The following is a 20819-nucleotide window of genomic DNA, read 5'->3' as shown; positions in this document are numbered from 1 at the left end:
AATGGACTTAAAGTATATCTATCTTTTAATTGTTTTATTGCCCCTCTTTGGTTCAATTATCTCGGGTCTTTTCTGCCGAGTAATTAATGAAAAGGTGGCACATACTGTCACGATCGTTTTTGTCGCGATTGCGGCACTTCTCTCTGGCTATGTTCTTATTGAGCATATGTCAGGACGTGCACCAATCTTTGATGAAAATATCTACACCTGGATGGATACAGGATCATTAAGCGTCGGTGTTGGCTTCTTAGTCGATAACTTAACGGCGATGATGATGGTGGTTATCACCTCTGTATCAACAATGGTTCATCTCTACTCTGTAGGGTATATGAAAGGTGATCCGGGATATAACCGCTTCTTTAGCTATATCTCACTCTTTACCTTCTCCATGTTGATGCTTGTGATGTCTAACAACTTCATGCAACTCTTCTTCGGATGGGAAGCGGTAGGTCTTGTCTCTTATCTCTTGATCGGTTTCTGGTTTAAAAAGCCAACAGCGACCTATGCCAACATGAAAGCATTCTTAGTGAACCGTGTAGGGGACTTCGGTTTCTTAATCGGAATCGCTTGTGTTGCTTACATGACGAGCTCACTGACCTATACGGAGGCGTTTGACCGTCTTCCTGAAGCGGCAGGAACACTCCACTTCTTAGGAACTGATTGGAATATCATGACCTTTGCAGCAGTCTTCCTCTTCATCGGGGCGATGGGTAAATCAGCACAGGTTCCACTTCATGTCTGGTTACCCGATTCGATGGAAGGTCCAACCCCAATCTCCGCATTGATTCACGCGGCGACGATGGTTACTGCAGGGATCTTTATGGTTGCGAGAATGTCACCGATCTATGAGCTCTCAACAACAGCGCTCTCAATGGTGATGATCCTTGGTGCGATTACCGCACTCTTTATGGGAGTTTTAGGTCTCTTCCAAAATGATATTAAACGCGTTATTGCTTACTCGACAATCTCACAATTAGGTTATATGACGGTAGCATTAGGGGCATCTGCATACTCACTTGCAGCATTCCACTTAACAACGCATGCATTCTTTAAAGCACTTCTCTTCTTAGGCGCAGGTTCGGTGATTATCGGAATGAGCCATGTTCAAGATATGCGCTTTATGGGAGGCCTTCGTAAGAAGATGCCGATTACTTGGATCACTACATTGATCGGTTCTTTAGCACTTGTGGGGATGCCATTCTTCTCTGGATACTACTCAAAAGAGGGGATTATCTGGTCGCTTGAGCATAGCTCAACATTTGGTTCTGGTTTTGCCCACTTAGCACTTGAGATCGGGGTCTTTATGACTGCGCTCTATACCTTTAGAATGTACTTCTTAGTCTTCCATGGTAAAGCGCGTTACACTGTTGATGAGTCCTTAGGACATGATCATCACAGTGAAGATGAGAGTGTTTTACCAGAGACGCCAAAAGAGTCACCATGGGTTGTTACACTTCCCTTGATTCTTCTTGCGATTCCATCGGTTATTCTCGGTTGGTATATGGCGCCGATGATGTTTGAAAATACCTTCTTAGCCGATTCTGTCTATATCAATAATGCAGTCAATCCGGCAACAGAGATTATGAAGCAGGGCTTTGAAGGCTCTTGGGCGATGACGAAAGAAGCATTGACAGCGCCAGCATTCTATCTCACGCTTCTCGGTATTGCGGTCGCTTGGTATAGCTTCCTTATTCAGCCGAAAGTGGCAGCGAAGGGTAAAGAGATCCTTGAGAAGATCGGTCTTTATCGAGTATTTGAGAATAAATACTACTTCGATGACTTTAACCAGAAGGTGATTGCGAATGGCTCTGTGGGCTTAGGTCGCTTCTTCTGGCAGAAGATCGATGACAAACTGATCGACCGAGGGATTGTATTTGGTGCGGCACATGTAGCCTCCTTTGTAGGTGGCGTTATCCGTCGTATTCAAACTGGGTACATCTATCATGCAGCATTCTTAATGGTAGTTGGTCTATTAGCGCTTATGACATGGGTCGTATTTTTTAACTAGGAATAAACAATGGAAACAATGCAAATCTCTTGGTTAAGTTTAGTCATTTGGCTTCCGATTATCGGGGGGTTAGTGGTACTCGCGGTTGGCAATGAGCCGACCCGAGTCCGTTGGACCTCATTAGCCTTTGCTATTCTTACATTTATTATATCGTTACCACTTATATTCCAGTTCAATTCAGACACAACTGCGATGCAGTTTGTAGAGAACTATGTCTGGAGTCGAGATCTTGGAATTGGGTATCATTTAGGGGTAGATGGTTTCTCTATGCCCTTTATCGTCCTCACAACTTTTGTCACTATTTTGGTTGTGATCGCCGGTTGGGAGATTATTAAAGATCGTCCACATCAATATTTTGCAGCATTCCTCATCCTTGAAGGATTGATGAATGGTATCTTTGCTTCTGTTGATGGGATTCTCTTCTATATCTTCTTCGAAGCGATGCTCATTCCGATGTTCTTAATTATCGGGATCTGGGGTGGACCAGGTCGTATTACTGCGGCATTGAAGTTCTTCCTCTACACCTTCTTAGGTTCGATCTTCCTGCTTGTGGCATTGATCTATCTCTATCTCCAAAGCGGTAACTTCAATATCTTAGGCTTTCAAAATCTTGAGATCGCAGAGAGTACACAGAAATGGCTCTTCTTCGCATTCCTTGCTGGATTTGCGGTAAAAGTGCCGATGTTCCCGGTTCATACTTGGTTACCTTCAGCGCACGTTGAAGCACCGACCGGTGGTTCTGTGATTCTAGCTGCGATTACCCTTAAAATTGGGGGTTATGGATTTGTTCGCTTTATGTTACCTATTGCACCATTAGGAGCGGCATATTTTGCGTGGTTTGTAGTGGCGCTCAGTGTGATTGCGATTCTCTATATTGCGTTAGTAGCACTTGTACAGCGCGATATGAAGAAGATGATCGCTTACTCCTCAATCTCCCATATGGGCTTTGTAACATTAGCATTTATCTTGCCTGTTGCGATGTTAGATGGTGGCGATCTCGATCCTGAAGCGATGCAGATGGCCCTTCAAGGGGGAATGATGCAGATGATCTCTCATGGTCTTGTATCTGCGGGAATGTTCCTCTGTATCGGTGTTCTCTATGATCGTATCCATTCAAGAGAGATTGCAGATTATGGTGGTGTGATCAATGCGATGCCAGTATTTGGGGCATTCTTTATCTTCTTTGCAATGGCGAACTCAGGACTTCCAGGAACCTCAGGGTTTATTGGTGAGTTCTGGACAATCCTTGCAAGCTTCCACTATTCAATCTATATCGCTCTTTTAGTTGCCTTATCATTGATTCTCAGTGCGGCATATAACCTCTGGTTAACAAAACGAGTGATCTTAGGGGATATCGTTCATGACCATGTCAGACAGATGAAAGATATCAACGGTCGCGAGTGGTTCATGTTAGGTTCATTAGCAATTCTTGTCATTCTTCTTGGGGTTTGGCCGGAGCCAATTGCGAATCTCATGCAGACAACGATTGATGGACTTCTTGTTCATTTGACAGCTCAATTCTAAAGGACGTTAAAAATGATGGAATTTAAACTGACAGATATACTCGTTGCTCTTCCTGAGATCTTCTTGATGAGTATGATCGTCATCATCTTGTTATATGAGAGCTTAAATAAGAATGCGAAGCAGTCGATGCTCTATACGCTTTCCCTTATTGCGCTCTTTGGAACAGCAATTCTCTCGCTCTACCAATATAATGTGGACCTCACCGGTGGCATTATAGGGGCAGATGCTTTCTGGTTTGGGGAGATCACCTATAATCCGATCTCACTGCTCCTGAAAGTGGCGATGACGATTGTTGTGGCATTTGGCTTAATCTATAGCTACGGACGTTTAGCCGATAGTGATATTGCAAATGCAGAATATTATGTTCTCATCCTCTTGAGTACCTTGGGGATGTTAGTACTTGTTTCTGCGGCAAGTCTCTTAACGGTCTATGTGGGTCTTGAGCTGATGTCACTCCCGATGTATGGTTTAGTGGCGCTCAATCGCCGTAGCCAAAAAGGTTCGGAAGCGGCAATGAAGTACTTTGTTGTCGGGGCGATGTCATCGGGGATCTTACTCTTTGGTATGGCGCTTCTCTATGGTGCGACAAGCTCGTTACAATTTATCGATATCAACAATGTGATTGCTGATGGGATGACCGATAGTCAAGCACGCTTAATGCTCTTCTCTGCAGTCTTCTTGATTGTGGGTGTGGTCTTTAAGTTAGGGGGCGCTCCGTTCCATAACTGGGTGCCTGATGTCTATGAAGGCGCTCCAGTTGCTGTTGCGATGTTTATCGGTGCGGCACCTAAGATTGCCAGCTTTATCATGGCGGCATTCCTCTTAATTGGTGCTTTAGAAGCATTTGCACCTAATTGGCAGCCCTTTATTATCGCAATCTCAATTATCTCCTTTATCATCGGTAACTTAGTGGCACTTAAACAGGATAATCTGCGCCGTATGCTCGGTTATTCAGCGGTCTCACATGCTGGATTTATCCTCCTAGGTCTACTCATTACTGCAGAATCAGATAATGCGCTTAGCGCTGGTATCTTCTATGCAATCACTTATGCATTGACGACGACAGCTGCATTTGGCTTTATCCTCTCTGTGAAGATCAATGGTAAAGAGATTCAAGCGATTGATGATCTTAAAGGCTTTGCGAAGAGTCATGCATGGTATGCGATTCTTCTTGCATGTGTCATGTTGTCGATGGGCGGCATTCCATTCTTCGTCGGCTTCTATGCAAAATTTGTAGTATTGCGTGCAGCGTTCGAAGCAGGTCATCTCTACACTGTGATCTTTGCTCTCTTAATGTCTGTGATCGGTCTTTACTACTATCTCCGTGTTATCAAAGTGATGTTCTTTGATGAAGAGGTATCAGGACGTGAGTTGACATTAGAAGCAACGGGTACAAGCCAAGTATTCTTCAATATCAATGTGATGCTCTTAATTCTTTTAGGAGTCTTCCCATCACTGCTCTATAGCTTCTTCTAGAATCGATAGTTCAGTCGATCGATCATTAAATCGATCGGTAGAGTAGAGAGAAGATCTTGTAGTCATCGATTACAAGATCTTTTTTTATCTCCGGCATTTCAGTAGGTGATTTGATAAAATGAGTGATCAGATTAGAAAAAGATTAGAAAAGATCAATCGTAAGAAGGGAGTTAAAGATGCAAGTGATTAAGATAGGTGTTGTCTCCGTATCCGATAGAGCGAGCCAAGGAGTCTATAAAGATGAGGGAATTCCCCATCTCAAAGCGTGGCTCTCTTCAGCTATTAAAAATGAGATTGAATTTCATGAACGCCTGATTGCAGATGAGCAACCGGTGATTGAAGAGGCGCTCAAAGATCTGGTGGATAATCTCCATTGTGATCTTGTTTTGACTACCGGAGGAACAGGCCCTACTAAGCGAGATGTTACGCCCGATGCCACCTTAGCGGTTGCCGATAAGGAGATGCCAGGGTTTGGCGAGCAGATGCGTCAGGTGAGTCTCTACTTTGTCCCAACGGCGATTCTCTCACGACAAGTAGGGGTGATTCGTAAAGAGAGCTTAATTGTCAATCTCCCCGGTCGCCCAAGAGCGATCGAAGAGACCCTCGCCGGCGTTAAAGATAAAGAGGGTAAAACAGTGGTCAATGGAATCTTCTCCGCAATTCCATACTGCCTAGATCTCATTGGTGCCGGATATATCGAGGTTAATGAAGCGGTGACCACCGCCTTTAGGCCGAAGAAGTAATCTTAGTTCTTCACAAAATATAAAATAAACAACATATTTATTTTTGAGTAAATATACAGATACCCTAGAGCACTGTATGCTAATTATATAATTATAACAATCATAGGAGGATTTTGTGTCTGTAAGCATATATACCATTGGTGATCGGGGAATTACACTTTCAGTTGATGGTGAAATCAGTTTAGAGAACCAACAGAAAATTTGGTGGATTGGGAAACAACTAGAAGATGGAGAGGATACCTCTATTATTGATATTGTTCCCGGTATGAATAATTTAACAATATTACTTAATCCGTATAGTGATATTGATAGAAATATATTGAAACAACAACTTCGTCAATTATGGGAAGACTCTAAAAAAAATAATTTTTCACAAGAAACGGGTGGAAAATTATTAGAAGTTCCTGTTGTGTATGGTGGAAACAAAGGCCCAGATTTACTCGACGTGGCTCGGCAGAATCATATGACAATAGATGAAGTTATTAAGCTTCATACAGCACCTATTTATACAGTCTACTTTATAGGTTTTATGCCAGGTTTTGTTTACCTAGGAGGGTTAGATTCAAAAATCCATACACCAAGAAGATCAAAACCAAGGATGAGTATACCTGCTGGTAGTGTTGGAATAGGGGGCGCTCAAACAGGGGTATATCCTAGAGAGTCCCCCGGAGGTTGGCAGATTATTGGTAATACTGAATTACTATTTTTTGATCAAAATAGGGATAATCCTTCGCTATTTCATCCTGGAGATCAATTACGTTTTGTTGTAGAGGAGATATTAGTATGATCGAGGTTCTTGCCCCTGGAATTTTAAGTAGCATCCAGGATTATGGTCGATTTTCTTACGCTCAATCAGGAGTAGGCAAAGCGGGTGCAATTGATGGAGTGTCACTTCATTTAGCAAATCGTTTAGTAGGAAACGAGGGGAATACACCCGCACTTGAAGTCAGTATCATTACCCCGGTAAAACTAAAGTTTCATAGTAGTACCTGGATTTCTGTAACAGGCTCTAATTGCGTGATTATTATTGATGGGCATAGTCAAGGTTGGCATGGTTGGAGAACTTATATTCATAAAGGGCAAGTTGTTGAATTAAGACCTACTTATAACTCTGGAATGTATAGTTATTTAGCTGTTGCAGGAGGGTTTGATGTAGCCCCTACAATGGGATCTTGTAGTACTGATCTTAAAAATGGTATCGGTGGACATAAAGGAGATGGTACTCCGCTATCAAAAGGAGATAAGCTTCATTTAAATGAACCTTTTCACACTATTACTCGAGCCATTGGGGTAAGGGCATTTAGTCGAACCTATATTAGCAGTACAGTTTCTGTTTTAAAGGGACCAGAGTTTGATCAATTTGATGTTAACTCCCAAAAAAAATTTTTTACTCAAGAATGGGAAGTTGATAGCAATAGCAATCGTATGGGAATTCGTCTAAAAGGAGATCCATTAGAATTTCAGAGTGTAAAAGAGATGCGCTCCCAGGGAGTCTTTGAGGGTGTTATTCAAGTTCCACCAGATGGGCAACCACTTGTCCTTGCTGCAGAGTGTCAAAGTACCGGAGGCTATCCTCGGGTAGCAGTTATACCTCAGGCAGAATTATGGAAGTTAGCATATTTGCCGGCGAGAAATAAAGTGCGTTTTCTTATAATTGATGAAGAAGAAGCTAGAAAAAAATTAAGCATACAGCAACAGTATCTGAATAATGTTGAGTATCTTTTGCAAGAATCTTAAGAGATTCGGGAGAAAATTATGGAGAAAATAGTAGATCTCAATTGTGACTTAGGAGAAAGCTTTGGCATTTGGAAAATGGGGAATGATGAAGCAATTTTGCCTTTTGTAAGTTCTATTAATATAGCATGTGGATTTCATGCCGGTGATCCGGATGTTATGCATAAAACAGTTCAGTTGGCGCTAGATCATGATGTCGCTATAGGGGCCCATCCGGGATTTGCTGATTTGCAAGGGTTTGGTAGAAGAAATATAGCTATAACAGCTGAAGAAGTATATAACTTGGTTATTTATCAAGTTGGGGCATTGCAAGGGTTTACTCATGCTTTAGGGGGAAGTATTCATCATGTGAAACCTCATGGGGCTTTGTATAATATGGCGGCAGTAAATCGAACTATTGCTTCTGCTATTGCTCAAGCTGTAGCGGATATATCTAAAGGTCATGCGATTTTATATGGCTTATCGGGAAGTGCTTTAATTGAAGCTGGGGAATCTATTGGTTTGAAAACTAAAAGTGAAGTTTTTGCAGATAGAAGTTATCAGTCAGATGGTACATTAACATCTCGCTCTGAACCCAATGCTTTAATTACGGATCCGGTTATTGCAACTGAGCAAGTTCTTCAAATGGTAAGGGAGCAGTCAGTGATTACCGTAACAGGGAGTACTATTCCATTAAAAGCAGAAACGATCTGTGTACATGGTGATGGGATTGCGGCATTAAAATTTGTGAAACAAATTCGTCAATCTTTAACAGCTCATGGAATTAAAATTAAAGCTTAATTATCGATAAACTATTTCAAAACAGACCACTTATTTAAATTTTTATAACTTTAGATCGTTAACAGATAAATAAATTTAAAAATAGCTACTTAATGCTATATATATAATAATCTATAAAAATGATAAACAAGAAATATAATAAATTATATAAAACCAAAGGAGCCATCTATGGAAAGGGATACTTCAACTCAGCCCTATAATATTAACGAAAATATAAAAGCGCGACGTAGTGCTATTCTTGGAGCTGTTTTTTTAATGGGTCTATCTGCAATTGGACCTGGATTTTTAACGCAAACAACTACTTTCACCATGCAGCTGGGTGCTAGTTTTGCATTTGTCATTTTCTTATCAATTATTCTTGATTTAGGTGCACAGCTAAATATTTGGCGAATCATTACTATTTCTAATATGAGAGGACAAGATATTGCCAATAAAGTAATACCTGGCCTGGGATATTTTATTTCTATTCTGGTTGTGATGGGGGGACTAGCCTTTAATATAGGTAATGTCGCTGGTGCAGGTCTAGGCTTAAATGTATTTACCGGCCTATCTGTTGAAGCAGGAGCAATGATTAGTGCTGCAATCGCTATAGCCATATTTCTTTTTAAAGAAGCTGGACGAATTATGGATAAGTTTATTCAGTTAGCCGGCATTATAATGATTTTTTTAACAATTTATATTGTTTTGCAATCTAATCCTCCTGTTGGTGAGGCTTTTTATAGAACTTTCGTTCCTGATGCTCCAGTTTCTGCTCTAATTTTAGCAACTGTTACTTTGGTTGGTGGAACAGTTGGAGGATATATAACATTTGCAGGAGCGCATCGCTTATTAGATGCGGGAGTACATGGTGCATCAGCAATTCGTGATGTTTCTAATGGGTCATTAATGGGTATAGGCGTTACTGCTATTATGCGAGTTATATTATTTCTTGCGGCTTTAGGTGTTATTAGCCAAGGCTTTCAACTAGCTGCTACGAACCCGGTAGCATCTGTATTTGAACATGCCGCAGGAAATGTAGGGTATTTAATTTTTGGTGTCATTATGTGGGCTGCAGCTGTAACATCTGTCATTGGTGCGGCATATACATCTGTAACATTTCTTCGTATTTTTAGCAGTAAAGTAGCGAAGCATCAAAATAAAGTCATTATTGCTTTTATTTTTGTGTCAACGATTGTGTTTGTTAGTGTTGGGCGTCCTGTAGAAATATTAATTTTTGTCGGTGCTTTAAACGGTTTGATTTTACCACTGACTTTAGGTCCAATTTTACTTGCAGCTTATCGTAAGGATGTAGTCGGGGATTACAAGCATCCTGTATGGCAAACTATTTTTGGTGTTATAGTTGTTGTTATTATGACTATCCTAAGCGTTCAAACTTTGTATCATTATTTTGCGAATTAGTATTTAAAAGTGATTTCCTTAGAGACTAAAATTAGTTGTTCTCAACAAAAAAGAGCCACTTCATTGAAGTGGCTCTCTCTTTTACAAAATAGTCTCTGCTGATTTAACATTGAGATCGTGCACTGTTTATTGCGTGATCTGTTGTGATCAGCTCTGATCTATAGAGATCTATTTTAATTGTTCCATAACTTCTGCAGCGAAGTCTGATTCAACAATCTCAACACCTTCACCAAGCTCTAAACGTACGAATGCGTTTACTTTTGCAGATTCTGATTTAAGAAGTTTTTCAACTGTCATATCAGGATCTTTCACGAAGCTTTGTCCGACAAGAGTAACTTCTTCAAGATACTTACGGATACGACCTTCGATCATTTTTTCTTGGATATCTGCAGGACGGCCTGACTCTGCTGCTTGTGCAGTAAAGATATCACGCTCTTTTTGTAAGAGTTCAGCAGGAACACCTGATGCATCAACACATACAGGGTTTGATGCAGCAATATGCATTGCGATATCACGTGGAAGCTCTTCATTTCCACCTTCAACGTCAACGAGTGCCGCAATACGGATACCGTGAGCATAAGCACCGATACGACCTTCAGCATGAAGACCTGCTACGCGACGAACAGTGATGTTTTCACCGATCTTAGCGATGAGGTTTTTACGTGCTTCATCAAGAGATACACCATCAACAGTGATATCTGCTAAATCATCAATTGTGTTTGCACGCTTTTCAAATGCGATATCCGCTACTTTGTTTGAGAATGCGATGAAGTCTTCATTTTTAGTAACGAAGTCAGTTTCACAGTTAATTTCAACGATTACACCAAATTTGTCATCGTTACGAACTAAAAGAACGCCTTCTGCTGCTGCGCGATCTGCTTTCTTATCAGCTTTTGCTTGACCGCTTTTACGCATTAATTCGATTGCTGCTTCGATATCGCCGTTAGTTTCGGTGAGCGCTTTTTTACATTCCATCATCCCTGAACCTGTACGTTCACGGAGTTCTTTTACCATAGCTGCTGTAATTGTCGCCATTATAAATACCTTAATAAATGAAAAGTGAATCGGAAATTGGTGATAAAGTGAAGCGCCCACCGAGATGAGCGCTTAACCTTACTGATTATTCTGCGGCTTCTTCTACCACTACAACTTCTTCAACTTCTACGAATTGATCTTTCTTTTGAAGATCTTCAGAGATCAGTTGTGCGTTTGAACCACGGCCTTCGATAACCGCGTCAGCTGCTGCTGTTGCATAGAGTTGAATTGCACGAATAGCATCATCGTTACCAGGAATAACGTAATCGATATTCTCTGGTGAGCTGTTTGTATCTACAACACCGATTACCGGAATACCCATTTTTTTCGCTTCAGCTACTGCGTTGCTCTCATAGCCAACATCAATAATGAAGATCGCATCCGGAATATTAGGCATATCTTTAATACCGCCAAGGCTTTTTTCGAGCTTCGCAACTTCACGCTCTAATAAAATACCTTCTTTTTTCGTCAAGCGCTCGATAGAACCATCTTCTTGCATCTCTTCGATTTCACGAAGACGGCGAATTGAGTTACGAACAGTTTTGAAGTTAGTCAGCATACCACCTAACCAGCGATGGTTAACGTAAGGCATACCTGCACGTTTCGCTTGCTCTGTGATAATGTCAGATGCTGCGCGTTTTGTACCTACAAAAAGGATACGACCATTTTGTGAAGCTACTTTAGAGATAAAGTTCATCGCATCATTAAACATAGGAAGAGTCTCTTCTAAGTTAATGATATGAATTTTAGAACGTGATCCAAAGATGTAAGGTTTCATTTTTGGGTCCCAGAAACGAGTTTGGTGACCGAAGTGAACGCCCGCTTCGAGCATATCGCGCATTGAAACTTGTGACATATATAATTTCCTTTGTAAATTTAGGGTTAAGCCTCCAGATTTTCCTAAGACGTAACTCTAGGTAGTTCTTGGGCACCTCTCTACACGCTCTTTTTGAAGAAGAAGGAGTGTTATTGAGAAGTTAAGAGCTACAGAGCACCCCCGTCTAGGAGTTTTCATCTGTGAGTAGTTTAAGTTAAATTTTACCGGAATAGCCCTTCCGTTTATGGGTCATAAAAAGGGTTAATCCAGCCTTCTTTGCCCTTGTTACCCCTCTCAATGAGTGATTCGATGAGTAGAAAGTAATCAAAATAGCAAGCCCCGTATTATAGTCCAAAAAAGCCTTATAAGCTAGCGATTTAAAATAATAAAGAGAGTGGAGAAAAGGGGGATATGATATAATCGTGCCGATATAAATTAGATATAAACTAAGTGTTAGGACAGAACAATGACTTATAAAAATGATCGTTTTATTCGTGCCCTTTTAAAAGAGAAAGTAGATAGAACTCCTGTCTGGATGATGCGTCAAGCAGGGCGTTATCTACCAGAGTATCGCCGAGTGCGCGCACAAGCGGGTGACTTTATGGCGCTCTGCCGTAATGCTGAACTTGCGTGCGAAGTAACCCTTCAGCCGATCGATCGTTTCGGTTTTGATGCTGCGATTCTCTTCTCTGACATCTTAACAATCCCTGATGCTATGGGATTAGGTTTAAGCTTTGTCCCTGGGAAAGGTCCTGTCTTTGAAACGCCGATCACCGATCCTGCACAGGTTGCTAAACTTCCAGTTGTTGATGTGGAAGACTCCTTAGGCTATGTAATGAATGCGGTCTCAACGATTCGTAAAGCGTTAAAGAATGAGGTGCCATTGATCGGTTTTACCGGTAGCCCATGGACGCTCGCTACCTATATGATTGAAGGGGGCGGTAGTAAAGATTTTGGTAAGGTGCGCGGTTTTATGTATGAGCATCCAAGAGAGATGCATCAACTGCTCGATAAGCTCTCCGATATCGTGATCGACTACCTCAACGCCCAGATTAAAAATGGTGCAGCGGCTGTTCAGATCTTTGATACTTGGGGCGGCATCTTATCGAAAGAGCATTACCAAGAGTTCTCACTCCGTTATATGGAGAAGATCCTTGCCGGCCTTATCACGGAGTATGATGGTCAGAAGATCCCTTCAATCGTCTTTACGAAAAATGGGGGCATGTGGCTTAAAGAGCAAGCGGCTATTGGTGCTAATGGCTTAGGTTTAGATTGGATGACCGATATTGCTGAAGCGAAAGCTTTAGTAGGTAAGCAGGTTGTGCTTCAAGGGAATATGGATCCGGGTGTTCTCTACTCAACGCCTGAAATCGTGCGTGAAAATGTGAAGAAGGTACTTGCCGGCTTTGGTAAAGTGGCTGCAGATGAAGGCCATATCTTTAACTTAGGTCATGGGATTCATCCGGGAATCGATCCTGAGAATGTTAAAGCAATGGTTGACGCTGTTCGTGAGTTTAGCCCTGAGTACCACTAAAGGTTAAAGATGAAACAGAGTCCTCCTGAGATTTTATCTTGTGGAGCGGTCATCGTACGATGGGATAGACGAGAGTTTCGCTACCTTCTGCTTCGAGCTTACAACTTTTGGGATTTCCCTAAAGGTCAGATCGAAGCGGGAGAGAAGCCCTTAGAGACAGCACTGCGGGAGGTTCGTGAGGAGACAACAATTCGTGACCTCACCTTCCCCTGGGGCTATGACTACTTTGAGACAGATCCCTACTTTCGCGGTAAAAAGGTTGCGCGTTACTATCTTGCAGAGACGAAACGACGCGGTATTCGCTTGCCGATCAATCCCGATCTTGGGCGTCCTGAACATAGCGAATGGGCTTGGGTTACGCGTGCAGAAGCGTTGCGCCGAGTGACACCCCGTGTGCAGGAGGTGATTCTCTGGTCAGATACCTTTTTAGCGTATGATCGAAGAATCTCCGGCGGTCGTTAGAGCGGTGTGCAGGTTCCCAATTTAAGATCAATTATTCATCTCTAGAGCGATCCCTAAATGATTGCAGATAAGATGCTGAGTGCCGGGCAAATGCTACGGCACTCTCTATTTGGAGGCTTAAAGAATGTTATTGAAAAATATTCTATTGGTAACGGAAGATGCCACATTGCAGGAGAAATTTCGTGTGCTCTTCTCGCAGGATCAATGTCAATATTGCTTTCACTATGCAGAGGCTGCTCGCCTTTTAAATGCCGGCTATACGCCCGATCTTATTGTTGTGGATCTGATCCTTCCTGTTATCACTGGCGTTGAGACTTTAGATCTCCTACAGAAACAGCTCGCTCCGAAAGAGGTTCCCGGCATTATTGTGACGCAAAATGATCGTCTAGTGCTGCACTCTCTTCCTCGCCCGCCGGCGCTCTTAGGCATTATTAGTAAAAAGGCCGATCCTTTAATCCTCTTTGAACGCATCAAAAAGTTGTGGGAAGAGTATCAGGTCCCCTTGATTGATGGTGAAATTATACCGGCAGAGAATTAGCCGCAGCGCAATGCTGGAATACTCTTCGAATATCAGTGGCAATCAGCTGATAAAATCGAGCTAAAATAAGATAATCTCTAATAAAAAGAGAGTTAATAGAGATCGGCTATCAATATAAAATAGCTATTAAATATTTTAATAAATAGAGTTCTATTCTATTTTCTAGCGGTGTGATTAAATGGGGCTTCATCTGTTTTTAATATAGATCATTAATAGAACCATTAACGAAGCTATTAACGAAACCATTGATAAAACCATTAACGAAATAATTGGCGATTAATTCGATAATATATTCATTCGTTAATGAGTTAATCATTGTCGATGGATCGATGGATCGATGGATCAGTTAATGGATGATAGATATTGAAGATAGCCACTTAACCCTTTTGTATCCGATGCTTCCAATATTCAATCTATCAAACAATCATTGATGAGATGATTGATGAGACCATTGATAGGGCAATATCGTGGTACCGACCTGAAGTGAGGCCTCTATGATTCGAGCTGATCTCTCTCGCCGCCGCTTTATCTATGCCGGCGGTCTTCTTCTCTCTACCTCCCTTTTGCCGCCACTCTCTATGGCACAGGTAGCTTCTCCGCTTGTGGAGCAACATCTCGATGCATTTTTAGATCTTTCGCGAAAACTAACCGGCTATGAAACGCTCAATCGAGAGTTAGGAACACGTTATCTTGCCGCTTTTCTAGAACTTTTCCCCGATGAAGCCCCTCAATTTGCTAGCAATCGCGCTCTTCAGAAGAAGATTCTTCACTCTTGGTATACCGGCACTGTCGGTCCTAATGAGGCAGGGCAGGTCCGGGTGATCGCCTATAAGGATGCTTTTATGTATCGCCCTACGGCAGATGGTCTTCCGACGCCTACCTACTGTTTCCGCGGTGAGCTCTGGTTTAAAGCACTACCGCCGGGAATTACTAAAGAACCCGATTTCCCTATCACTTTTTAAGTCGATTGAGATATCCGACCCAATAGGGATCAATAAGAGAGCCAATAAGGCTCATAAATAGATAAGTACAAGAGATAAGTACAAGAAGATAAGTACAAGAAGATAAATATAAGAAGAAAGAGGGCGTAATATATGGCAGAAAATAGAGTAACAAATAGCGCAAAGCAGTTAGCAAATGGGGATTGGGAAGCCGATGTTGTGATTGTCGGTAGTGGAATTGTGGGTGCGATGATGGCAACGGAGATCTCCGCAAAGGGGCATAGCGTCCTCCTGCTTGATGCCGGTCTTCGTGTTGAGCGGGGGCAGATTGTTGAGAACTCTCGCAATATGCCGGAAAAGAATCGTGCAGGGATCGATTATCAGAGCCTCTATCCACAATCTCCCAATGCGCCTTTCCCCGATTACTTCCCCGATAATGGATATCTTCAGCTCTCCGGCCCCAATGCCGCAGCTTATGCACAAGATTATCTCAAAACGGTAGGGGGAACCACTTGGCACTGGGCAGCCTCCTGTTGGCGCCATGCCCCTCACGATTTTAAGATGAAATCGCTCTATGGCGTGGGACGAGATTGGCCGATCACCTATGATGATCTTGAACCCTACTATACCCGTGCAGAGTATGAGATCGGTGTCGCCGGACCGCGTGATCCTAAGATGCAATCACCACCGGAGCGAAGTCGTCCCTATCCCATGGAGATGATTCCCTGGTCCTACTTTGAGCGTTCAGTTGCGGCAACGACTAATGCGTTTGGCTGCCATCTTGTTCCCATTCCACAAGGGCGAAGTTCACGAGTGTGGGAGGAGCGTCCCGTCTGTTGCGGTAATAATAACTGTATGCCGATCTGCCCCATTGGTGCGATGTATAACGGGATTCATCATGTAGTTCGTGCAGAGCGTAATGGAGCAACGGTTCTCTCCGAAACGGTCGTCTATCGTGTGGATAATGATGAAAATAATCGTATCACCGCGATTCACTACTATGATCGGGAGAAAAAATCTCACAAGGTGAGTGGTAAACGCTTTGTCTTCGCTTGTAATGGTATTGAAACGCCGCGCCTACTACTTCTTGCCGCAAATGAGAGCAATCCCAATGGTATTGCCAACAATAGTTCTGGTTTAGTTGGGAAAAATATGATGGATCACTCCGGCATTCACTGCTCTTTCCAATCGAAAGATCCGCTCTGGGTAGGTCGAGGTCCGGCGCAGAGTGCCGCAATGGTAGGTTATCGCGATGGGAGCTTCCGCCGAGATCATGCGGCTTTCTTAATTATTATGAATAACCTTAATCGAAACCTTGCCGAAACGCAGGTGGCGCTTGAGAAGGGGTATGAAGGGAAGGCGCTACAGCGGGAAATTCGTGAGCGAACCACCCACTCTGTTTATTGGGATATTATGCTCGAAGTCCTCCCCTCAGAAGAGAATCGTCTGACACTGAGTAAAACACGTAAAGATGCGCTGGGATTAGCTTGCCCCGATATCTACTACGATGTGGGGGATTATACGCGTCGTGGTCGTATTGCGGCGCAGGAGAAATTGCGAGAGATTGCCGCACTCTTTAAAGGGCAAGAGGTGGTTGTGACCACAGAATTTGTCCCTAATAACCATATTATGGGAGGCAATATTATGGGGGATACGCCTCAAAATGGAGTGGTCAATAGTTATTGTCGAACCTATGATCATGATAATCTCTGGCTTCCTGGTGGCGGTGCGATGCCCTCCTCAAGTGTTGTCAACTCAACGCTCTCAATGGCGGCGCTCGGTCTTCGTGCTGCTGATGATCTACTTAAAAGTTTGGAGTAAATTATGAAAAAATTATCACAATCACTCCTTCTCGCACTCTCTTTCTCTTTTGCCACAATGCTGCCAACTATAGCGATGGCAACGGGGGAGCGCGATCTTAGTACGATAACCGGTGATGCAAAGCGGGGGGAGTATCTCTCAATTTTAGGGGATTGTCAGGCCTGTCACACCAACTTTGCCGAGAATGGGAAACCTTTTGCCGGCGGTTATGCCGTAAGCTCGCCTTTAGGAGATATCTACTCCAGTAATATCACACCCTCAAAAGAGTATGGTATTGGTAACTATACCCTTGCACAATTTCGGGATGTTTTACGTAAAGGTATTCGCGCCGATGGTGAGCATCTCTATCCGGCGATGCCCTATACTGCTTACACAAAGCTGAAAGATGAAGATATCGCTGATCTCTACGCCTACTTTATGACGGCAGTTACACCGGTAGATATAGCGCCGACTCATCATACAGATCTCCCTTTTCCATTCGATATGCGTTCGATGATGATTGTTTGGAATGGACTCTTTCTCGATAAAGGCCCTTTTCAGCCAGATACTTCACAGAGTGATGAGTGGAATCGTGGGGCTTATATTGTAGAGGCACTTGCTCACTGTAGTACCTGTCATACACCCCGGGATATGATGATGGGGGAGGAGAAGAGTCAATACCTTGCCGGCGGACAGCTTGGTTCATGGTATGCCCCTAATATCACCTCAAGCATCAATGCCGGGATCGGTAATTGGTCTCAAGATGATCTGGTCACCTATCTTCAGCAAGGGCTTCTTGATGGCAAAGCACAAGCGGGCGGGCCGATGGCAGAAGCTGTTTCCGATAGTTTCCAACATCTTCGGATCGAGGATCTTCAAGCGATTGCGACCTATATTCGCAGTGTAAAAGCGATCGAGAGTAGTGAGCAGAAAGCACCGCGAGATAGTTACGGTGCGCCATTTGATGTGGATATTCTCCTTCGAGGAACAGAGCCTGTTGATGCCTATCACACTCTAAAGAGTGGGGAGAGCCTCTATAGTGCTTACTGTTCATCTTGTCACCAAAATGATGGCAGTGGAACGCCTGAGCAGTTCTATCCCTCGCTCTACCACAATACGGCAACAGGTGATTACAATCCGAGTAATGCGATTGCCGCGATCCTCAATGGGGTTGATCGTAAGGTTGGGGAGACCCGTTACTATATGCCTAACTTTGGGGTCAACTCACCGACACAGGCGTTAGATGATACCCAGATCGCTAGAATTGTACAGTTTGTCTATGAAAAGTATGGAAATCAATCGGTGAAGATTACACCAGAGATGGTGCGCGAGGTTCGTTTAGGCGGTCCGGCACCGTTACTTTTAAAGGCGCAACCCTTTATGCTACCGGGAATGGCGATCGGCGGAGTGATTCTGCTTCTGCTCATTATCTGGGGCGTGGTGCATTTCCGCCGAAAAGGAGCGCGTACTTAATAAGGCGTTTATCAAAGAGTGTTATCAAAGGGTGCTATCCATAGGGTGGCACTCTTTTTTTGAATCTCATTTATCTCTATGCTGGGTTGTCTCGGATTATTTTGGATTATTAGGAATTATTGGGGGGTTGGGTAATTCCCAATAGTAGCGCAGCAGGATCTTCTCCGCTAAGGAGCTTTTCAGTGGCGCCATCATAAGCGATTCCTCCGCGATCGATCACTAACGTTCGAGGCGCAATTTGATGCGCATCTTCAATATTGTGGGAGACCATCAGCAGGGTGATATCGCGCGCACGGCAACGCTCTTCGAGTAAGAGGAGCATCTCATGGCGCAGGGCCGGATCGAGGGCAGAGAAGGGTTCATCGAGTAGCAGAATCGGTTGCTCCCGAATAAAACAGCGAGCAAGGGCGACTCTCTGTCGTTGTCCGCCGGAGAGTTGTCCTGGTAAGCGATCGAGAAACTCTGTAAGCCCCACCTGCTCTGCAATTGCTGCAACGGTTTTCTGCTCCTCTGCTTTTAGGCGCAGTGTCGGTGCGATCCCTAAGCCGATATTTTGGCGAACGGTGAGATGGTTAAAGAGATTATTCTCCTGAAAGAGCATCGAAACCGGCCGTTTTGCCGGCGGTGCTGTGGTGAAGTTTTCCCCATTGAGGTAGATCTTTCCGCTTTCCGGGTATTGAAAACCGCTGATCAGATTGAGGAGCGTACTCTTCCCGGCACCACTTGGCCCCATAATGGCCACTCGCTCCCCTTGTGTGATAGTAAAATCGAAGCGCATCTGTAGTGGCGCATGGGCAGAGTCGTCAGAGTGGGAAGAGTGAGCAATCTTGTGATGACTCTTGTCCTCTTTTCGATCTCCCTTTGCGCGTCTTAAATAGTAGTGGATATTGTTGAGCTGAATCATCACTGGCGTCATCTCTTGCGTCATCGTTAAAATCCTTTCTTGTATCATCTCTCCTCCTCTATGGTGCGTCCTGAGATCATTTCTAAGAGGGTAAAGAGAATAAAGCAGAGCAGTAGTAGAAGCATCGCCGTCACTGCGCCATCATTGGTGCGATAAGCGCCTAATTGTTGATAGAGATAGTAGGGGAGTGTACGGAAATCTTCATTCCCAAAGAGGGCGACTACGCCAAAATCGCCAATGGAGAGAACAGAGGCGAAGGCGAGTGCTTGGGCGATCGGTTTCTTAAGTGCTCGAAGCTCAATGATGGAGAGCCGACGCCAACCACTAATGGCAAGCGAGTGGCAGAGGGGGTTATAACGCTCCGCAAGATCTCGCATCGGATTCTCCAATGTTTTAAGGGCATAGGGAATCGCTAAGAGGGCATTGGTTAGAATCACTAAGGCATAGGGCGATTGGGGAATACCGATCGTCTCATTAAAGAGGATAAAAAATCCTGTCGCCAATACAATTCCCGGCATCGCTAAAATCAGAAGGCCGCTCAGTTCCATCGCTTGCCCCCATTTAACGGCTCGGCGGAGACGCAATTCTCGGCTACTCCAGAGGAGCATCATCGTTAAAGTTACTGCTAAAAGCCCGGCACAAAGGGCGATAAAGAGTGAGGTGAAGGTGGCTTGCCAGAGAGCCGATTGTTGCAATACCTCCCACACTCGGCGATTGAGCCCATCTGCCACAATGGCGATCAGTGGCGGTAGGAGTAGGAGCAGGGCGATCATAATCACCACAAAATCTCGCACCTGTCGAAAACGATTATCAGCAGGATCAAACCACGATCGGCGCGTTGTGGTGCCAATGGCAAAGGCGCTATTGATCCGCTGGCTGATCAGCATCAGGCCGATACAGAAGAAGAGTTGAATTAGCGCTAAAATCGCCGCTCTTCCGGGGTCAAAGTCATAACTTAAGGCTTGATAGATCGCAAGTTCAATGGTTGTTGCGCGTGGTCCGCCCCCTAAAGCGAGGACTGTTGCAAAGCTTGAAAAGCAGAGCATAAAGATGAGCGCTGCGGTCGGAAGTAGCTGCCGGCGAAGATAGGGCCACTCCATAATGCGAAATTGTTGCCACTCATTGAGCCCTAATTGTGCCGATATCTGTCTCTGCTCCACCGAGATTCCTTCAAGCGCTTGCAGTAACATGCGCGTTGCCAAGGGGAGATTGAAGAAGACATGAGCAAGGAGAATCCCTTGTAGCCCATAAGGGGAGAAGCGATATTCGAGCCCAAAAAAGTGAAGAAGAGTAGCAAGCCAACCATTTTTGCCATAGATCGAGAGAATACCAAAAACCGCCACCAAAACCGGAAGGACTAAGGTCATTGCCGAGAGGCGAAGCAGCAATGTGCGCCCGACAAATCGGCGACGATAGAGCGCTCGAGCTAGTAAAATCGCCGGACCGACCGAGAGCAGTGCCGACAGTAGCGCCTGATAGAAGGTAAAGCCGATCACATGCCAGAGGTAGCGATCCCCTAAGATCTCACTGAGCGAGACATTAGGGGCGAAGAACCAAAGCGCACCAAACGCAAGGAGTGCCACTATCACCAAGAGCGATGAGGCCAACAGCCCGGGAATCAGTTGTCGATTAATCATTAACGGTTTAATAGT

The 20819-nt window shown here is 44.0% G+C and carries 18 protein-coding genes; 14 read left to right on the top strand and 4 right to left on the bottom strand.

The window, feature by feature from the left end; genetic code table 11:
• The first annotated feature begins 1 nt into the window (after position 1).
• The 8 genes from nuoL to B9T19_RS05145 all read left to right on the top strand — a co-directional run bounded on the left by nuoL (position 2) and on the right by B9T19_RS05145 (position 9663).
• The gene (gene nuoL, locus B9T19_RS05180; RefSeq protein ID WP_094567538.1) at positions 2–2008 is read left to right on the top strand and encodes an NADH-quinone oxidoreductase subunit L; all 2007 of its coding nucleotides are present in this window, start codon (positions 2–4) and stop codon (positions 2006–2008) included.
• Positions 2009–2017: 9 nt separating this feature from the next.
• Entirely contained in the window at positions 2018–3532 is a 1515-nt protein-coding gene (locus B9T19_RS05175) for an NADH-quinone oxidoreductase subunit M (protein ID WP_233146798.1), read from the top strand.
• A 12-nt stretch (positions 3533–3544) separates the two neighbouring features.
• Positions 3545–5008: an NADH-quinone oxidoreductase subunit N gene (locus tag B9T19_RS05170; RefSeq protein ID WP_198959048.1), complete on the top strand. Its 1464-nt coding sequence runs from the start codon at positions 3545–3547 to the stop codon at positions 5006–5008.
• Positions 5009–5184: 176 nt separating this feature from the next.
• Positions 5185–5751 carry a molybdopterin adenylyltransferase gene (mog, locus tag B9T19_RS05165; protein WP_094567537.1) on the top strand — a complete coding sequence of 189 codons (567 nt, stop codon included), beginning with the start codon at positions 5185–5187 and terminating at the stop codon, positions 5749–5751.
• A gap of 115 nt (positions 5752–5866) precedes the next feature.
• On the top strand, positions 5867–6538 hold the full coding sequence (pxpB, locus tag B9T19_RS05160; protein WP_094567536.1) for a 5-oxoprolinase subunit PxpB: 672 nt from the start codon (positions 5867–5869) through the stop codon (positions 6536–6538).
• A complete protein-coding gene (locus B9T19_RS05155) occupies positions 6535–7488 on the top strand; it encodes a biotin-dependent carboxyltransferase family protein (RefSeq protein WP_094567535.1) in 954 nt (317 codons plus the stop codon). The genes pxpB and B9T19_RS05155 overlap by 4 nt, the downstream gene beginning before the upstream one ends.
• Positions 7489–7506: 18 nt before the next feature.
• Positions 7507–8265: a LamB/YcsF family protein gene (locus B9T19_RS05150; RefSeq protein ID WP_094567534.1), complete on the top strand. Its 759-nt coding sequence runs from the start codon at positions 7507–7509 to the stop codon at positions 8263–8265.
• A gap of 168 nt (positions 8266–8433) precedes the next feature.
• Positions 8434–9663, top strand: coding sequence for an NRAMP family divalent metal transporter (locus B9T19_RS05145; protein ID WP_094567533.1), 1230 nt, complete (start codon positions 8434–8436; stop codon positions 9661–9663).
• A 168-nt stretch (positions 9664–9831) separates the two neighbouring features.
• Here the strand turns inward: B9T19_RS05145 and tsf are convergent, their stop codons facing one another.
• Together tsf and rpsB are read right to left on the bottom strand one after the other, a co-directional pair.
• The gene (gene tsf / locus B9T19_RS05140; protein ID WP_094567532.1) at positions 9832–10698 is read right to left on the bottom strand and encodes a translation elongation factor Ts; all 867 of its coding nucleotides are present in this window, start codon (positions 10696–10698) and stop codon (positions 9832–9834) included.
• A gap of 85 nt (positions 10699–10783) precedes the next feature.
• Positions 10784–11554, bottom strand: coding sequence for a 30S ribosomal protein S2 (rpsB, locus tag B9T19_RS05135; protein WP_094567531.1), 771 nt, complete (start codon positions 11552–11554; stop codon positions 10784–10786).
• Between the two features lie 427 nt (positions 11555–11981).
• Between rpsB and hemE the strand changes: the two genes are divergently transcribed.
• The 6 genes from hemE (at position 11982) to B9T19_RS05105 (ending at position 18263) form a co-directional block, all read left to right on the top strand.
• Positions 11982–13049, top strand: coding sequence for a uroporphyrinogen decarboxylase (gene hemE / locus B9T19_RS05130; RefSeq protein WP_094567530.1), 1068 nt, complete (start codon positions 11982–11984; stop codon positions 13047–13049).
• A 9-nt stretch (positions 13050–13058) separates the two neighbouring features.
• Complete coding sequence (locus B9T19_RS05125) at positions 13059–13511, top strand: NUDIX domain-containing protein (RefSeq protein WP_094567529.1); 453 nt, start codon at positions 13059–13061, stop codon at positions 13509–13511.
• Positions 13512–13635: 124 nt separating this feature from the next.
• Positions 13636–14049, top strand: coding sequence for a response regulator (locus B9T19_RS05120; protein ID WP_094567528.1), 414 nt, complete (start codon positions 13636–13638; stop codon positions 14047–14049).
• 494 nt (positions 14050–14543) lie between these two features.
• Positions 14544–15011: a sugar dehydrogenase complex small subunit gene (locus B9T19_RS05115; protein ID WP_094567527.1), complete on the top strand. Its 468-nt coding sequence runs from the start codon at positions 14544–14546 to the stop codon at positions 15009–15011.
• A gap of 132 nt (positions 15012–15143) precedes the next feature.
• Complete coding sequence (locus tag B9T19_RS05110) at positions 15144–16811, top strand: GMC family oxidoreductase (RefSeq protein WP_094567526.1); 1668 nt, start codon at positions 15144–15146, stop codon at positions 16809–16811.
• A gap of 3 nt (positions 16812–16814) precedes the next feature.
• Positions 16815–18263, top strand: coding sequence for a cytochrome c (locus B9T19_RS05105; RefSeq protein WP_094567525.1), 1449 nt, complete (start codon positions 16815–16817; stop codon positions 18261–18263).
• A gap of 109 nt (positions 18264–18372) precedes the next feature.
• Here B9T19_RS05105 and thiQ read toward each other — a convergent pair whose 3' ends face one another.
• Together thiQ and thiP are read right to left on the bottom strand one after the other, a co-directional pair.
• The gene (gene thiQ, locus B9T19_RS05100) at positions 18373–19041 is read right to left on the bottom strand and encodes a thiamine ABC transporter ATP-binding protein ThiQ (protein ID WP_094567700.1); all 669 of its coding nucleotides are present in this window, start codon (positions 19039–19041) and stop codon (positions 18373–18375) included.
• A gap of 170 nt (positions 19042–19211) precedes the next feature.
• A complete protein-coding gene (gene thiP / locus B9T19_RS05095; RefSeq protein WP_094567524.1) occupies positions 19212–20804 on the bottom strand; it encodes a thiamine/thiamine pyrophosphate ABC transporter permease ThiP in 1593 nt (530 codons plus the stop codon).
• Positions 20805–20819: the final 15 nt, after the last annotated feature.

The organism is Ignatzschineria sp. F8392 (assembly GCF_002252045.1).
Taxonomy (GTDB): domain Bacteria; phylum Pseudomonadota; class Gammaproteobacteria; order Cardiobacteriales; family Wohlfahrtiimonadaceae; genus Ignatzschineria.
This window is presented reverse-complemented; position numbering and strand designations above follow the sequence as displayed.

Bases quoted from the DNA above. Each gene is read 5' to 3' on its own strand.
- nuoL (WP_094567538.1), top strand. From the start codon at position 2: ATGGACTTAAAGTATATCTATCTTTTAATTGTTTTATTGCCCCTCTTT.
- B9T19_RS05175 (WP_233146798.1), top strand. From the start codon at position 2,018: ATGGAAACAATGCAAATCTCTTGGTTAAGTTTAGTCATTTGGCTTCCG.
- B9T19_RS05170 (WP_198959048.1), top strand. From the start codon at position 3,545: ATGATGGAATTTAAACTGACAGATATACTCGTTGCTCTTCCTGAGATC.
- mog (WP_094567537.1), top strand. From the start codon at position 5,185: ATGCAAGTGATTAAGATAGGTGTTGTCTCCGTATCCGATAGAGCGAGC.
- B9T19_RS05155 (WP_094567535.1), top strand. From the start codon at position 6,535: ATGATCGAGGTTCTTGCCCCTGGAATTTTAAGTAGCATCCAGGATTAT.
- B9T19_RS05150 (WP_094567534.1), top strand. From the start codon at position 7,507: ATGGAGAAAATAGTAGATCTCAATTGTGACTTAGGAGAAAGCTTTGGC.
- B9T19_RS05145 (WP_094567533.1), top strand. From the start codon at position 8,434: ATGGAAAGGGATACTTCAACTCAGCCCTATAATATTAACGAAAATATA.
- tsf (WP_094567532.1), bottom strand. From the start codon at position 10,698: ATGGCGACAATTACAGCAGCTATGGTAAAAGAACTCCGTGAACGTACA.
- rpsB (WP_094567531.1), bottom strand. From the start codon at position 11,554: ATGTCACAAGTTTCAATGCGCGATATGCTCGAAGCGGGCGTTCACTTC.
- hemE (WP_094567530.1), top strand. From the start codon at position 11,982: ATGACTTATAAAAATGATCGTTTTATTCGTGCCCTTTTAAAAGAGAAA.
- B9T19_RS05125 (WP_094567529.1), top strand. From the start codon at position 13,059: ATGAAACAGAGTCCTCCTGAGATTTTATCTTGTGGAGCGGTCATCGTA.
- B9T19_RS05120 (WP_094567528.1), top strand. From the start codon at position 13,636: ATGTTATTGAAAAATATTCTATTGGTAACGGAAGATGCCACATTGCAG.
- B9T19_RS05115 (WP_094567527.1), top strand. From the start codon at position 14,544: ATGATTCGAGCTGATCTCTCTCGCCGCCGCTTTATCTATGCCGGCGGT.
- B9T19_RS05110 (WP_094567526.1), top strand. From the start codon at position 15,144: ATGGCAGAAAATAGAGTAACAAATAGCGCAAAGCAGTTAGCAAATGGG.
- B9T19_RS05105 (WP_094567525.1), top strand. From the start codon at position 16,815: ATGAAAAAATTATCACAATCACTCCTTCTCGCACTCTCTTTCTCTTTT.
- thiQ (WP_094567700.1), bottom strand. From the start codon at position 19,041: ATGCGCTTCGATTTTACTATCACACAAGGGGAGCGAGTGGCCATTATG.
- thiP (WP_094567524.1), bottom strand. From the start codon at position 20,804: ATGATTAATCGACAACTGATTCCCGGGCTGTTGGCCTCATCGCTCTTG.